This window comes from Stenotrophomonas sp. YJH_SMC_79, assembly GCF_059367995.1.
In genome coordinates this window covers 25,090-38,296 of the sequence record NZ_JCAFRK010000008.1, presented here as the reverse complement: position 1 = coordinate 38,296, position 13,207 = coordinate 25,090, and the positions used below count along the sequence as shown (strand labels likewise).

Here is a 13,207-nt window from a genome sequence, read left to right as displayed (position 1 = left end):
CCTTCCGCGATGCGAAAGGGATCCGACCCCGGCATTGGCTTATGCCAGCAGCTGCTTGACCAGCTTGGACACCAGGCCCATGTCGGCCTGGCCGGCGAGCTTGGGCTTCAGTGCGCCCATCAGCTTGCCCATGTCGGCCGGGCCGGAAGCACCGGTCTCGGCGATGGCGGCCTGGATGGCGGCCACGATCTCGGCTTCGCCCATCTTGGCCGGCAGGTAGGCTTCGATGACCACGATCTCGGCGCGCTCGATCTCGGCCAGGTCTTCACGGTTGGCAGCTTCGAACTGGCTGACCGAGTCCTTGCGCTGCTTGACCATCTTGTCGAGCACGGCGATCACGGCGGTGTCGTCCAGCTCGATGCGCTCGTCCACTTCGCGCTGCTTGATGGCGGCGTTGATCAGGCGGATCACGCCCAGCTTGTGCTTCTCGCCCGCCTTCATGGCGGCCTTCATGTCGTCGGTGAGCTGCTGCTTCATGCTCATGAGGAACCTCGTGGTGGTAGGTGGGGCGGGGCGGATGCCCGAACCCGGAAACGCAAAAAGCCGGCGACGCTCGCGCGTGCCGGCTTCGGCTCCATCGCGACAGGCAAGCCTGCCGCAATGAAGATGCGTCCGATCAGTACAGGCGCTGACGCTTGGTGACGTCGCGCGACGAGCGGCGCAGCTGACGCTTCACAGCAGCGGCGGCCTTGCGCTTGCGCTCCTGGGTCGGCTTTTCGTAGAACTCGCGCTTGCGGGTTTCGGCCAGCACACCGGCCTTTTCGCAAGTGCGCTTGAAGCGGCGAAGAGCAAACTCGAAGGGCTCGTTCTCGCGGACTTTGACGCTGGGCATGGAATCTCCGGGACACAGTAGAACCGGGTCACGCCCGGCGAGCCGCACATTATAGCGGCGAATAGACAAACTGCAAGCGGCCAACCCTGAATACGGGTCGGAAGTTCGAAAGCAGTGAGATCTGCACATCCCCCGAGGGGGCGGCAGGGGCGTCATAATAGCAGGCATGCGAGTCCTTGGCATCGAATCTTCCTGTGATGAGACCGGCGTGGCGGTGTATGACACCGACCTGTCCGGCAGCGCGGCCCTGCGCGCCCATGCGGTCTACAGCCAGATCGCCCTGCACGCCGAATACGGCGGTGTGGTGCCCGAGCTGGCCAGCCGCGACCACGTCCGCAAGCTGCTGCCGCTGGTGCGCCAGACCCTGGCCGAAGCCGGTCTGGGTGTAGGCGACATCGATGGGGTGGCCTACACGGCCGGTCCCGGCCTGGTCGGCGCACTGCTGGTGGGCGCCGGCGTGGCCCGGTCGCTGGCCTGGGCGCTGGAGGTACCGGCGGTGGGCGTACACCATATGGAAGGCCACCTGCTGGCCCCGCTGATGGAAGACGACCCGCCGGAAGCGCCGTTCGTGGCGCTGCTGGTGTCCGGTGGCCATACCCAGCTGGTGGCAGTGGACGCCATCGGCCAGTACCGCCTGCTGGGCGAGACCCTGGACGATGCTGCCGGTGAGGCCTTCGACAAGACCGCCAAGCTGATGGGCCTGCCCTATCCGGGCGGGCCGCAGCTGGCCAGGCTGGCCGAGCAGGGCACGCCGGGTGTCTACCGCTTCGCGCGGCCGATGACCGACCGCCCGGGGCTGGATTTCAGCTTCTCCGGCCTGAAGACCCAGGTCCTGATGGCCTGGCGCGACAGCGACCAGAGCGAGCAGACCCGTGCCGATATCGCCCGTGGCTTTGAAGATGCGGTGGTCGAGACCCTGTCGATCAAGTGCGAGCGCGCGCTGGAAGCGGCCGGGACCAACGTGATCGTGGTGGCTGGCGGCGTTGGCGCCAACAAGCGCCTGCGCGCCCGCCTGCAGCAGATGGCCGAGCGCCTCGGCGGCCGCGCCTGCTTCCCGCGGCCGGCACTGTGCACCGACAACGGCGCGATGATCGCCTTCGCCGGCGCGCTGCGCCTGCAGGCCGGCCAGCACAGCCCGCCGAAGGTGGACGTGACCCCGCGTTGGGACATGGCGACCCTGCCGGCGGTGTGAACCGGTAGCGCAGGGCCATGCCCGGCGAACGCATTACAGACGCCCTGCCAATGGCGATGCTGCCAACACCGTCGTCGCCCGCTCATGGCGCTGCAGCCAGCCCAGCGTATATGGGCAGCGGGCATGGATCAGCCGCCCGATAGCCGCCAGGTCGGCGCCGATGTCGCGCTCCAGGATGGGTTCGTGGTGCGCGACGCGGTTGCGCAGGTGGCGGATGCGGCCAATATCCGCGTGGATGGCTTTCCGGATGACACTGGGGTGGGCGCAAGGCGCATGCCGCAGGACTCCGCTGAGTGCCGGTATCCACAGCGTGGAATCGAAGCGACATGTGAATAGCTGCTGCCAGAACACCATAGGCAGGTTAGCGACGATTCCAGGTGTATCGCTTACGCGACTGGCAAGTTGTTCCAGTGCCGTGCGTGGAGAAGTACTGGACGAAGTTGGCAGCCTGCGTCTAAAGGCATCATTCCAGGGCCAACGTGGACCGTGCTGCCGAACAAGAACCATAGCCGCGGCGTTGCGGATGACCACCTCGCACAGATGGACCGGCATCATCAGTGCACCGCACATCCGCATGTTCCACAGGTACAGGGATTCGGCTGTGACGTCGGGGCTGCAGGTCGATGCGATTCTCTCGTAAGTAGACAGACGCTCCGCTGACGACGCGCGCCGCAGTACATCGTATGGAGCCATCATCATGTGCGGTGGTGAAGGAGGGATCGATGTTCGCGAGAGTGGGCGGCGGCGACCATCAGGGAACGTCGTTGTCCGCGCGGCTGATTTTCTGCGTTTTGCCTCGGACGAACACCTGACCCGCTCTGTCGGAACTGGCCTTGACCGGCGATCTGGTCCTTGCCTAATCTGCGTGCCTGCGCCACCGGGACTCGCGGCTGGATTCCAGCTCCCCCCGGGGACAAACGGTAGTACCAAAGGGCCCTGCTAGCGGGGCCCTTTGTCTTTTCTGGAGCCGCGTCCCTGCCGGCTACCCACCGCCCGTTCCGGGCAGGCTCACCGCCGTGCCGTTACCATGGCCGCCTGTATTCGGGCTGGTAAGCGCAATGGACAAGGTTTTCATCGAAGGGCTGACGATCGACGCCCTGATCGGCATCTACGATTGGGAACGACGGATCCGCCAGGACCTGGTGTTCGACCTGGAGATGGGCTTCGACAACCGTCGCCCTGCGGCTACCGATGACATCACCCACACCCTGAACTACAAGGCGGTGAGCAAGCGCCTGGAACAGTTCGTGCGCGAATCGGAGTTCGGCCTGGTCGAAACCCTGGCCGAGCGCTGCGCGCAGATCGTGCTGGACGAATTCGACGTGAAGTGGCTGCGCCTGAAGCTGAGCAAGCCGGGCGCGGTGCGCGGCGCGCGCGCGGTGGGCGTGATCATCGAACGCACGCGGGACTGACCCGGTAAACCCGGCCACCGGCCGGCAACCTTGGCAACAACGAAACAGACAGGAGACAACTGATGGTGGACGCGGTGGTGGCGGTACAGTGGCTGGAAAAGCTGCAGAACACACTGGAACCCTATCCTGGCGCCTACCTGGCGTTGATGATCTCGGCGCTGCTGATCGCAGCCGGCCTCGCCAACTGGATCACCAAGCGCATCCTGGTGCGCGGCCTGCGGCGCCTGCTGCAGCGCCTGCCGGGCGCCGAGTCCGGGCGCGGCAGCCACGTGATGCGGGTGATTTCGCGCCTGTCCAACGTGGTGCCCAGCCAGGTGATCGCCTCGGGCGTCACCCTCATCCCCGATCTGCCGGAAGGCCTGGTCAAGGTCATCATCAAGCTGTGCATCGTATGGGCCGTACTGACGGTGTCGATGGCGTTCTCGCATGCGCTGGACGCGGCCAACAGCCTGTACGAGCGCAAGCCCGATGCGCGCAACAAGCCGATCAAGGGCTACCTGCAGGTGGTCAAGATCGTGGTGTTCGTGGCCGCCGGCCTGTCGATCGTCGCCACCCTGCTGGGCGTAGCGCTGGGCCCGCTGGTGACCGGCCTCGGTGCTGCTACGGCAGTGCTGATGCTGATCTTCCAGGACACCATCCTGTCGCTGGTGGCCAGCGTGCAGATCAGTGGCGATGGCCGCGTACGCATCGGCGACTGGATCGAGATGCCCAGCCAGAACGCCGACGGCGATGTGATCGACATCGCCCTGCACACCATCACCGTGCAGAACTTCGACAAGACCATCACCACCATCCCGACCAAGAAGCTGGTGACCGAGTCATTCAAGAACTGGCGGGGCATGCAGGAGGCTGGCGGCCGCCGGATCAAGCGCGCGCTGTACCTGGACCAGCACAGTGTCGGTTTCCTGGATGAGGGCGATCTGGCGTTCCTCGGCGAATTTGCGCTGCTGCGCGACTACCTGCAGGCCAAGGAGCAGGAGCTGGGGCAGTGGAACGGGCGCCTGCGCGAGCAGGGCGTGGCCGAGGTCAACAGCCGCCGCGTGACCAACCTGGGTACCTTCCGGGCCTATGTGGAGCGCTACCTGCGCAGCCACCCGGGCATCCATACCGACATGACCCTGCTGGTACGTCAGCTGCAGCCGACGACCGAAGGCCTGCCGCTGGAGCTGTACTGCTTCACCCGCAGCACTGCCTGGGGCGAGTACGAGGCAGTGCAGTCGGACATCTTCGACCACCTGCTGGCGATCCTGCCGGCCTTCGGCCTGCGCGTGTTCCAGGCCTCCAGCGACGCCATGTTGATGGCCGGGCAGCGCCAGTTGGCTGGCTCGGAGTAAGCTGCGGTGCCCCCGGCGGGGCCATACGGACCCCGCTGGTGGCTGAAACTGAACGACGAAACCTCTCGCCAAATGGCTCGGGATCGCTAGAATGCCGGGCTTGTAAACGTTTTCATCAAGGACTGCTGGTGGCCTCCGATCGCATCGAATCCCTCATTGCCCAGATGACCGTCGAGGAAAAGGTCGGCCAGCTGGGTGTCTTCGCGGACATGGTCCGCCCGTTCGCCCCGGACGTGAACCCGGAAGCCAACGTGCGCAATGCCGACCAGGTGCTGCAGCAGGTGCGCGAGGGCAAGGTCGGCTCGCTGTTCAACGGTGTCGGCGCCGAGCTGGGCCGCCGCATCCAGCAGGTTGCCACCGAGGAGAGCCGCTTGGGCATCCCGGTGATCCTGGCTGCCGACGTCATCCACGGCATGCGTACCGTGTTCCCGATCCCGCTGGGCGAGGCCGCCAGCTTCGAGCCGGACCTGGCTGAGCGCACCGCGCGCGCCACCGCCATCGAAGCCACCGCTGCCGGCCTGCACTGGACCTATGCCCCGGCCGTGGACATCGCCCGCGACCAGCGCTGGGGCCGTGGCGCCGAAGGTGCCGGTGAGGACGTGGTGTTGGGCTGTGCGTTTGCCGCCGCCCGAGTGCGTGGCTTCCAGGGCAGCGACCTGCGCGCGGCCGATTCGCTGCTGGCCACGCCGAAGCACTTCGCTGCCTATGGCGCGGTGATGGCCGGCATGGAATACAACATGGTGGACATCTCGCCGCAGACCCTGCGCGACGTGCACCTGCCGCCGTTCAAGGCCGCCTTCGACGCCGGCGCGATCACCGTGATGTCCTCGTTCAACGACATCAACGGCGTGCCGGCCAGTGCCAATGCCGAACTGCTGACCGACATCCTGCGCGGTGAATGGAAGTTCCCGGGCGTGGTGATCTCCGACTACACCGCCGACATGGAACTGGTCGCGCACGGCTATGCCGCCGATGACCGCGATGCCACTGCCAAGGCGTTCACCGCCGGCCTGGACCTGAGCATGCAGAGCGGCTTCTACGCCGAGCACCTGCCGGGCCTGGTCGAGAGCGGCGACGTGTCGATGGCGGTGCTGGATGAAGGCGTGCGCCGCATCCTGTGGCTGAAGGAAACCATCGGCCTGTTCGACGATCCGTACCGTTCGCTGGATCCGGCGCGCGAAGCCGACACCTCGCACCTCGCCGCGCATGACGAGCTGTCGCGCGATGCCGCACGCCGTTCGATCGTGCTGCTGAACAACCGCGACAACGTGCTGCCGCTGCAGAAGACCGGGCAGAAGATCGCGCTGATCGGCCCGTTCGTGCAGGACCGCGAGAACATCGAAGGCTGCTGGACGCTGTTTGGCGACAAGCAGCGCTACGTGGACCTGGAAACCGGCGTGCGTGCCGCCATCGGCGACGAAGCGCTGCTGGAGATCGTGCCGGGCTGCGAACTGGAAGTGGCCATCCCCGGTGGCACCGAAGCGGCCGTGGCCGCCGCACTGCGCGCCGACGTGGTGGTGCTGGCGCTGGGCGAGCCGCAGCGCTACAGCGGTGAAGCGCAGTCGCGCGTGGAAATCACCCTGCCGCCGGCCCAGCAGGCGCTGGCCGAGGCCGTGGCGATGACCGGCAAGCCGCTGGTGGTGCTGCTGCGCAATGGCCGCGCGCTGGCACTGCAGGGCGCGGTGCGCAATGCACAGGCCGTGGCGGTGACCTGGTACCTGGGCACGCAGACCGGCCATGCCGTGGCCGACGTACTGTTCGGCGACTACAGCCCGTCCGGCCGCCTGCCGGTCAGCTTCCCGCAGGTGTCCGGCCAGCAGCCGTACTTCTATAACCACCCGCGCACCGGCCGTCCGGAACTGCCGACCATGTCGGAGTTCAAGGCCCGTTGGCGCGAGATTCCGAACGAGCCGCTGTACCCGTTCGGCCACGGCATCGGCTACACCAGCTTCGCCTACGGCGTGCCGCAGTTGAGTGCGGCGCAGCTCGGCTGGGAGGACACCCTGACCATCACCACCACGCTGACCAACAGCGGTGATGTGGCCGGCGAGGAAGTGGTGCAGCTGTACATCCACGACCGCGTGGCCAGTCGCGTGCGTCCGGTGCGCGAACTGAAGGACTTCCGCAAGGTGGCGCTGCAGCCGGGTGAGTCGACCGAAGTGGTGTTCACCCTCACCCGCGAGCAGCTGGCCTTCACCGGCCGCGACGGCGTGCTGCGCGCGGAGCCTGGCCAGTTCGACCTGTGGGTCTGCGCCTCGTCGGCCGCCGGTGAAGCGGTGCAGTTCGAGCTGCTGAAGGCCTGATCGAAGAAAAGGGGACGGAGGGGATTAAGTCGTTAGTGGCACAAACGACTTAATCCCCTCCGTCCCCTTTTTTGTTGTCCCCACTGGTGTGGCGCTACCATCGGCATTCTTGGACCGATGGATGCCCGCGCATGCGTACGATCGCCGTGTTGATTCCCGCCCTGCTGTTGGCGGCCTGTTCGCAGCCGGCGGCGCCGCCGGCCGCGCCTGCGGTGGATGCGCCGCCGCCGATGGAGGCCAGCACTGCAGCGACGCCTGCGCCTGAACCGGCGACGCCGGCTGCCCAACCTGCCGCAACCACACCGGCGGATGCGCCTGCGGAAGACGCGCGTGCGCGCATCGAGAGCGTGCTTGGTGATGCCGCGCAGTACGAAAAGGTCTTCAACGCGTTCAAGACCGCCGTGGTCGGTGGTGATCGTGCTGCCGTGGTGGAGGAAGTGCGCTTTCCGCTGAACATCGCGGATGGAAAGAAGATCACCGGCCCCGGTGAGTTCCAGCGCAACTACGAGACGATCATCACCCCGGCGGTGGTCAAGGCGGTGTCCGAGCAGGACTTCGGCAAGGTCTTCGTCAACCAGCAGGGCGTGATGGTCGGCGATGGACAGGTCTGGTTGACCGGCGAGTGCCTGGACAAAGCCTGTGCGCGTTCCGAGGTGAAGGTCGGCACCATCCAGTAAACAAGAACGGCCCCGCATGCGGGGCCGTTGGGCAGGGGGCGATGCCGGCCAGCGGCCGGCATTACTTCAGGCCTTTGGGGTGAGCTTCAGCAGGCGCGCCTTGCTGCCGTCTTCCAGCAGCCACAGTGCGCCGTCCGGACCCTGTTCCACTTCGCGGATACGCTCGCCCATGTTGAAGCGTTCGGCTTCGCGCGGGCTGTCGCCATCAAAGGCCACGCGCACCAGCGAGGTCGACGACAGGCCACCGATGAAGCCGCTGCCCTTCCACTGCGGGAACAGGTTGCCGCTGTAGATCACGAAGCCGGCCGGCGAGATCACCGGCGTCCAGGTCACCTTGGGCGCGGCGAATTCCGGGCGCGTGTCGTGGTCGGGAATGGGGCGGCCGTCGTAGTGGTCGCCGTTGGAGACGATCGGATAGCCATAGTTGGCACCGCGCACGATCAGGTTCAGTTCGTCGCCGCCAGCCGGGCCCATTTCATGCGCCCACAGCTTGCCGTTGGCATCGAAGGCCATACCGAGGATGTTGCGGTGGCCCAGCGACCACACCTGCGCGGCCACGCCGCCCTGCGAAGCAAACGGATTGTCTGCGGGCAGGCTGCCATCGTCGTTGAGACGGATGATCTTGCCGAGATTGCTGCCCATGTCCTGCGCCGGATCGAACTTCTGCCGCTCGCTGGAACTGATCCACAGCTTGCCGTCCGGGCCGAAGGCAAGGCGATGGCCGTAGTGGCCTTCACCACTGACCTTCGGGCTCTGCCGCCAGATCACCTTCAGGTCCTTCAGCTGGCCGGCACCGTTGGCGTCCAGCACCAGCGTGGCACGGGCCACGGCGGCACCGCGGGTGTCCAGCGTGCCTTCCTCGGCATAGCTGAGGTACACAACGTGATTACGGGCGAAATCGGGATGCAGGATGATGTCGCCGAAACCACCCTGGCCACCGTAGGCGACCTTGGGAACGCCGGTGATCTCGTGCTTCTGGCCGCTGGCCAGGTCCAGGTGCTGCAGCGTGCCGCGCTTCTCGGTGACCAGCAGGCTGCCATCGGGCAGGAAGGTCATGGCCCACGGCTGATCGAAGCGGCTGACTTCGGTCGCGGTGAACGGGCGCTGGTCGGCAGCGGTGGAGGCTGCGGGTGCCGCGGCCTGGGCGCCGTTGGCGGCCGGGTCGGCGGCATTGCAGGCGGAGGTGGCAAGGATCGGCACCAGGCCGAGGGCGAGCAGCAGGGGCATGCGGGTCATGGGTATCTCCAGGGCGGGGATGCGGATGGCCGGGCTGTCCCTTGTATACCACTGCAGCCGTGACCGTCGTGGCCCGAAGGTCCTGCAACCCCTGTGCGAGGGCGGCGGGATCGTCTAGGGTGGGCACGCCCGGGCAAAGCGTGCCCGTCTGCCTGCCAAGGATCTGCAATGAACACTGCCATGCCCCACAAGCCGTCCACCGCCTTCATCGCCGCCTCGTGGGTGGCCCTGCTGCTGGGCGCCGCGGCCTACCTTGTCGGCCTGTTCAACGCCGCCACGATGGCGCTCAACGAGAAGGGCTACTACCTGACCCTGCTGCTGTTTGGCCTGTTCGCGGCGGTGTCGCTGCAGAAGAGCGTGCGTGACCGCGTCGAGGGCATTCCGGTGAGCGCGCTGTACTACGCGCTGTGCTGGTTCGCGCTGCTGTCGGCGCTGATGCTGCTGCTGGTGGGCCTGTGGAATGCCACCCTGGCATCGAGCGAGAAGGGCTTCTACGGCATGGCGTATGCGCTGTCGCTGTTCGGTGCGGTGGCGGTGCAGAAGAACACCCGCGACCTGATCGCCGCCGGTGGTGGCGAGAGCAAGCGCGGCGCGATCGTGCCACCGCTGCCGGAACAGGAGTGAGTGTGTAGAGCCGAGCCCGCGCTCGGCTCTACAACAGCCTGGCGCTATCGTGCCAGCTGCGGATCCGCCAGCTGTGCATCTTCCCAGCCACGGCGCGCCGCATTGCGTGCCTGCGCCCATTCCAGCCGGCTGCGGCCACGCTCGCTGGCCCAGCGCGACTCCAGTTCAGCTTCGACCTGTTCGTAGGCGCGGATCACGTCCTGCGCACGCGCGGCGTGGCCGATGCGGTAGGCCGGCTCGTAGTCCTCGAAGAACAACTGGTCATCGTAATAGGGCTCGGCCGTGTAGCGTTCGCGCCAGTAGTTGCTGACCGCGTCGCGCGGCGTGCTGTCGTCCGGTACGCGGCCGGGGATCTGGTACTCGGTCATGGAAGGCTCCGTTGAGGACGAAGCCTGATCGTGCCTGCGTGGCGGTTAACAGCCCGGTCCGGCAGTGTGATCGCCAGATCAATCCGCCGGGCATGGCCCGGCGCTGCCGGTCACCCGGCGTCGGCATCCTTGCGCGGCAACTTGTAGATCACCGCGCCGATGGCGAACGCGACCAGTGCAGCGGCAATGTTCTGCCAGCTGGCACTGGCGAACAGCGCCAGGCACAGCAGCAGCGCCAGCACCGGAATCAGCGGGCCGCCCGGCAGCTTCAACGCGCCGGGGCGGTCGGCATAGCGCTTGGCCAGCACCAGTACCGCAGCGGCCGTTCCGATGTAGGCGAACAGGCGCGTGGTCATCGACAGCAGCGCCAGCTGCACGAACGAGCCGGACAGCGCCAGACCGAGTGCGATCAAACCCTGGCACAGGATCGATGCGGCCGGGGTGTGGAAGCGTGGATGCACCTGCGCCAGGATCTTCGGACCGTAACCATCGCGGGCCAGCGCGAACAGGAAGCGCGGGCCCATCATCATCGTGTTGCTGTTGGTGCCGAGGATGGAGATGGTGGCACCGATGGTCAGGATCAGCGCCAGTGCTTCGCCACCGAAGCCGGCGGCGGCATCGGCCAGCGGCGTGGCCGAGCTGGACAGGCCGGCCAGCGTGCCTTGAGCCACCACCTGCACCGCGCCGTAGATGACGGTGACGGTGATGATCATGGTGATCAGCGCGAACGGAATGTCACGGCGCGGATTGCGGTATTCGCCGGCGGCGGCCGGAATGTTCTCGAAACCAGCGTAGGCGTACAGCAGCAGGAGCGCGGCTTCCCCCATGCGCTGCAGGTCGTGCGGGTCAGGGCGTTGTCCGGAGAAGGCCAGCTGCGGGTCGATGTAGAACGCACCGATGGCCACGAACAGCAGCAGCGGCAGCATCTTGCCGATCACCAGCACCACGCCGGTACGCGCGGCCGAGCGCACGCCGATGATGTTGACACCGGTCAGGAAGCCCAGCGACACCACGATCACCGCGATGCGGCCCATGCCGGCACCGGCCCACGGCCAGAAGCGCGCGACGGCATCGGCCAGCGCATTGCTCAATGCGGCCGCCGAGCTGATGCGGGTCAGCCAGATCATCCAGCCGATCTCGAACCCGGCGAAGCGGCCGAACGCCTCGCGGGCGTACAGGTAGCTGCCACCGGGTTCATCGAAGTAGCTGGCGGCCTGCGCGTAGCACAGCACCAGCAGCGCGACCACGATGCCAGCAGCGACCACGCCCCACAGGCTGAAGGGGCCGAGCAGGGCGACGGTGGCGGCCGGCAGCAGGTAGATGCCGCTGCCGATCACATCGTTGATCGACAGGCCGACGATCTGCCAGCGGCTGACCGCGCGCTGCAGCTGCGGTTCGTCCTGCGCGCTCAACGGGCGTCTCCGCTCAGTGCGGGCAGCTGCCACTGCGCCTGCAGGCGCTTGTACTCGGCACGCGGCAGCAGGACGAAGCGCGGCGCGTCCTGCGGGCGCAGCCAGTTCATCAGCGCCTGCATGCGTTCCTGTGGCATGGCCGTACAGCCGGCGGTGGCCTCACCGGGCGTGCGCCACAGGTGGGCGAAGATGCAGCTGCCCTTGCCGGGCTGGTTGTCCGGGTTGTGGGCGATCATGAAGCCTTCCTGGTAGCGCACGTCGCCCTTGTTGTGCAGGTCCAGCCGCATCGGCTCGGTGGAGCCCTTGACCGCCGCACTGCCGACCTTCTTTTCATCAACGATGCGGTTGTAGAACGGCGAATCGGGTACGTCCATGCAGTAGCTGCTGTCCAGCATCGGCTGGTAGGGCATCGCGGTGCCGGGGCGGGTGACGGCATAGCCGAACGCACTGCCGAGCGCGAATATGCCGGCCGGGCTGCGACCGTCTCCTTCCTGCTTCTGCGGGCCATCGGCCTGTGCCGGATGCAGGCCCAGTCCCCAGGCGCTGCCGGTACGGCCGAGCGCGACCGGGAACGCCTGTCCGTGCGTGTGCCAGCCCCTGCCATCGCGCACATAGGCCTGCAGCTGGCCCTGGGTACTGTCCCAGCCTTCGCTGGTGACCACGATCAGCTGCCGCGCGCCATCCAGCGGCGCCGCGTGAACGGATACCGCCGCAGCAAGCAGCAGTGCAGTGGTGGCAAGGCGGACCAGCGATCTCATCAACGTGCGCTCCGGTCAGGAATCCAGCAGGTGGTCGATCCGCTCCAGGTTCACCGCAAGCTGCTGCTGGCGATCCGGATTGGTGTGGCAGAGCAGCACGAACAGGAAATCGAGCAGGGCGTGCATGGCGCTACGGTACAGCAGCTGCGCGACCTGCGGCGTGCGATCGTGCGCACACACCACCAGTGCTGCATCAGCATGCGCGCGCAGCGGGTTGGCGGTGTGGCGGGTGATGGAGATCACCTTGCCACCCATGTCCTGGAACTGGCGCGACAGCTGCGAAAGCTGTGGCAGGTTGCCGAATTCGGAGAACACCAGCAGCGCATCGCCGGGGCGCGCGGCCGACAGGTTGGCCAGCATCAGGATCGGGTCGGTATGCGGTACCACCAGCAGGCCGAGCAGCGACAGCCGCATGGCGAACTCGCGCGCGAACAGGCCGTCGTCCCCCAGGCCGTACACGAACAGCTTGGGTGCGCCGTCGAGCAGCTGCACGATGCGCTCGATCTCTTCACGCGGGTTGGCCTGGCGGGTTTCCTCTTCGGCCTGCGCCTTGCTGCGGCGCAGGGCGTCGCCCAGGCGCAGGTAGTCATCGCCGCTGTCGGGTTCGCTGGGGGCCTGTTGTGGATCGGCACCGGCGCGAGCCACATCCTGGCCGATCGAGTACTTCAGGTCCGGGTAGCCCTTGAAGCCGAGCTTCTGGCTGAACTTCACCACGCTGGACTGGCTGATGCCCAGTGCGCTGGCCAGCTGCTGGGACGAGTAGTCGCGCAGCAGGTGGGCATTGTCGAGGATGAAGTCGGCGATACGGCGCTCGATGGCCGACATCTGCCCGCGCTCGGTGCGGATCTTCAGCAGGGGCGGCATGCGGGGTGTCCGGGCATGTGTAGGCGCGTTGCGATTGGCAGCGTAGAGCGTGCCATGGAATGGGTCGGGCGGGTTCCAGTCGCGAAGAGGTTACGGAGTGCAGTTGTTGCCTTTGACGTTGAGTCCGCCTTCAAGCGAGCCGAGCACCGCAGGTCCGGCGAGGGCGAAGAGGCGCGGGTGTTTGAGCGTAGCGAG

14 protein-coding genes are annotated in these 13,207 nt (G+C 66.8%); 6 read left to right on the top strand and 8 right to left on the bottom strand.

The genetic code is table 11. The features are described from left to right. Positions 1 to 39 precede the first annotated feature (39 nt). The gene (locus tag AC5P57_RS21665; RefSeq protein WP_049426948.1) at positions 40 to 483 is read right to left on the bottom strand and encodes a GatB/YqeY domain-containing protein; all 444 of its coding nucleotides are present in this window, start codon (positions 481 to 483) and stop codon (positions 40 to 42) included. 133 nt (positions 484 to 616) lie between these two features. Continuing rightward, positions 617 to 832: a 30S ribosomal protein S21 gene (gene rpsU, locus AC5P57_RS21660; RefSeq protein ID WP_002808376.1), complete on the bottom strand. Its 216-nt coding sequence runs from the start codon at positions 830 to 832 to the stop codon at positions 617 to 619. A gap of 166 nt (positions 833 to 998) precedes the next feature. On the opposite strand from rpsU, the gene tsaD reads away from it, so the two are divergent. Continuing rightward, positions 999 to 2,024, top strand: a complete 1,026-nt coding sequence (gene tsaD, locus AC5P57_RS21655; protein ID WP_099551629.1) for a tRNA (adenosine(37)-N6)-threonylcarbamoyltransferase complex transferase subunit TsaD — start codon at positions 999 to 1,001, stop codon at positions 2,022 to 2,024. A 33-nt stretch (positions 2,025 to 2,057) separates the two neighbouring features. Here the strand turns inward: tsaD and AC5P57_RS21650 are convergent, their stop codons facing one another. Further along, positions 2,058 to 2,723 carry a hypothetical protein gene (locus tag AC5P57_RS21650; RefSeq protein ID WP_262235198.1) on the bottom strand — a complete coding sequence of 222 codons (666 nt, stop codon included), beginning with the start codon at positions 2,721 to 2,723 and terminating at the stop codon, positions 2,058 to 2,060. Between the two features lie 359 nt (positions 2,724 to 3,082). On the opposite strand from AC5P57_RS21650, the gene folB reads away from it, so the two are divergent. From folB to AC5P57_RS21630, 4 genes are all read left to right on the top strand, one after another. Further along, entirely contained in the window at positions 3,083 to 3,436 is a 354-nt protein-coding gene (gene folB, locus AC5P57_RS21645; RefSeq protein ID WP_099551627.1) for a dihydroneopterin aldolase, read from the top strand. Positions 3,437 to 3,498: 62 nt separating this feature from the next. Beyond that, positions 3,499 to 4,770: a mechanosensitive ion channel family protein gene (locus AC5P57_RS21640; RefSeq protein WP_142807099.1), complete on the top strand. Its 1,272-nt coding sequence runs from the start codon at positions 3,499 to 3,501 to the stop codon at positions 4,768 to 4,770. A gap of 128 nt (positions 4,771 to 4,898) precedes the next feature. After that, positions 4,899 to 7,073 carry a glycoside hydrolase family 3 N-terminal domain-containing protein gene (locus AC5P57_RS21635; protein ID WP_495219778.1) on the top strand — a complete coding sequence of 725 codons (2,175 nt, stop codon included), beginning with the start codon at positions 4,899 to 4,901 and terminating at the stop codon, positions 7,071 to 7,073. A gap of 131 nt (positions 7,074 to 7,204) precedes the next feature. Further along, positions 7,205 to 7,750 carry a hypothetical protein gene (locus AC5P57_RS21630; RefSeq protein ID WP_495219777.1) on the top strand — a complete coding sequence of 182 codons (546 nt, stop codon included), beginning with the start codon at positions 7,205 to 7,207 and terminating at the stop codon, positions 7,748 to 7,750. Between the two features lie 66 nt (positions 7,751 to 7,816). Here AC5P57_RS21630 and AC5P57_RS21625 read toward each other — a convergent pair whose 3' ends face one another. Continuing rightward, complete coding sequence (locus tag AC5P57_RS21625) at positions 7,817 to 8,986, bottom strand: PQQ-dependent sugar dehydrogenase (protein WP_262235201.1); 1,170 nt, start codon at positions 8,984 to 8,986, stop codon at positions 7,817 to 7,819. 168 nt (positions 8,987 to 9,154) lie between these two features. On the opposite strand from AC5P57_RS21625, the gene yiaA reads away from it, so the two are divergent. Beyond that, positions 9,155 to 9,610, top strand: coding sequence for an inner membrane protein YiaA (gene yiaA, locus AC5P57_RS21620; RefSeq protein WP_099551622.1), 456 nt, complete (start codon positions 9,155 to 9,157; stop codon positions 9,608 to 9,610). A 44-nt stretch (positions 9,611 to 9,654) separates the two neighbouring features. On the opposite strand, the gene AC5P57_RS21615 is transcribed toward yiaA, so the two are convergent. The 4 genes from AC5P57_RS21615 to AC5P57_RS21600 form a co-directional block, all read right to left on the bottom strand. Next, on the bottom strand, positions 9,655 to 9,978 hold the full coding sequence (locus AC5P57_RS21615) for a hypothetical protein (protein ID WP_099551621.1): 324 nt from the start codon (positions 9,976 to 9,978) through the stop codon (positions 9,655 to 9,657). 110 nt (positions 9,979 to 10,088) lie between these two features. After that, a complete protein-coding gene (locus AC5P57_RS21610) occupies positions 10,089 to 11,390 on the bottom strand; it encodes an APC family permease (RefSeq protein ID WP_049444533.1) in 1,302 nt (433 codons plus the stop codon). Next, entirely contained in the window at positions 11,387 to 12,148 is a 762-nt protein-coding gene (locus tag AC5P57_RS21605) for a L,D-transpeptidase family protein (RefSeq protein ID WP_262235202.1), read from the bottom strand. Before AC5P57_RS21605 ends, AC5P57_RS21610 begins: the two co-directional genes overlap by 4 nt. A 15-nt stretch (positions 12,149 to 12,163) precedes the next feature. Next, positions 12,164 to 13,012 carry a MurR/RpiR family transcriptional regulator gene (locus AC5P57_RS21600; RefSeq protein WP_099551619.1) on the bottom strand — a complete coding sequence of 283 codons (849 nt, stop codon included), beginning with the start codon at positions 13,010 to 13,012 and terminating at the stop codon, positions 12,164 to 12,166. Between the last annotated feature and the right edge of the window lie 195 nt (positions 13,013 to 13,207).

What these genes read in the sequence shown, in the direction of transcription:
- AC5P57_RS21665 (WP_049426948.1), bottom strand. Translation starts at nt 483, where the DNA reads ATGAGCATGAAGCAGCAGCTCACCGACGACATGAAGGCCGCCATGAAG.
- rpsU (WP_002808376.1), bottom strand. Translation starts at nt 832, where the DNA reads ATGCCCAGCGTCAAAGTCCGCGAGAACGAGCCCTTCGAGTTTGCTCTT.
- tsaD (WP_099551629.1), top strand. Translation starts at nt 999, where the DNA reads ATGCGAGTCCTTGGCATCGAATCTTCCTGTGATGAGACCGGCGTGGCG.
- AC5P57_RS21650 (WP_262235198.1), bottom strand. Translation starts at nt 2,723, where the DNA reads ATGATGATGGCTCCATACGATGTACTGCGGCGCGCGTCGTCAGCGGAG.
- folB (WP_099551627.1), top strand. Translation starts at nt 3,083, where the DNA reads ATGGACAAGGTTTTCATCGAAGGGCTGACGATCGACGCCCTGATCGGC.
- AC5P57_RS21640 (WP_142807099.1), top strand. Translation starts at nt 3,499, where the DNA reads ATGGTGGACGCGGTGGTGGCGGTACAGTGGCTGGAAAAGCTGCAGAAC.
- AC5P57_RS21630 (WP_495219777.1), top strand. Translation starts at nt 7,205, where the DNA reads ATGCGTACGATCGCCGTGTTGATTCCCGCCCTGCTGTTGGCGGCCTGT.
- AC5P57_RS21625 (WP_262235201.1), bottom strand. Translation starts at nt 8,986, where the DNA reads ATGACCCGCATGCCCCTGCTGCTCGCCCTCGGCCTGGTGCCGATCCTT.
- yiaA (WP_099551622.1), top strand. Translation starts at nt 9,155, where the DNA reads ATGAACACTGCCATGCCCCACAAGCCGTCCACCGCCTTCATCGCCGCC.
- AC5P57_RS21615 (WP_099551621.1), bottom strand. Translation starts at nt 9,978, where the DNA reads ATGACCGAGTACCAGATCCCCGGCCGCGTACCGGACGACAGCACGCCG.
- AC5P57_RS21605 (WP_262235202.1), bottom strand. Translation starts at nt 12,148, where the DNA reads ATGAGATCGCTGGTCCGCCTTGCCACCACTGCACTGCTGCTTGCTGCG.
- AC5P57_RS21600 (WP_099551619.1), bottom strand. Translation starts at nt 13,012, where the DNA reads ATGCCGCCCCTGCTGAAGATCCGCACCGAGCGCGGGCAGATGTCGGCC.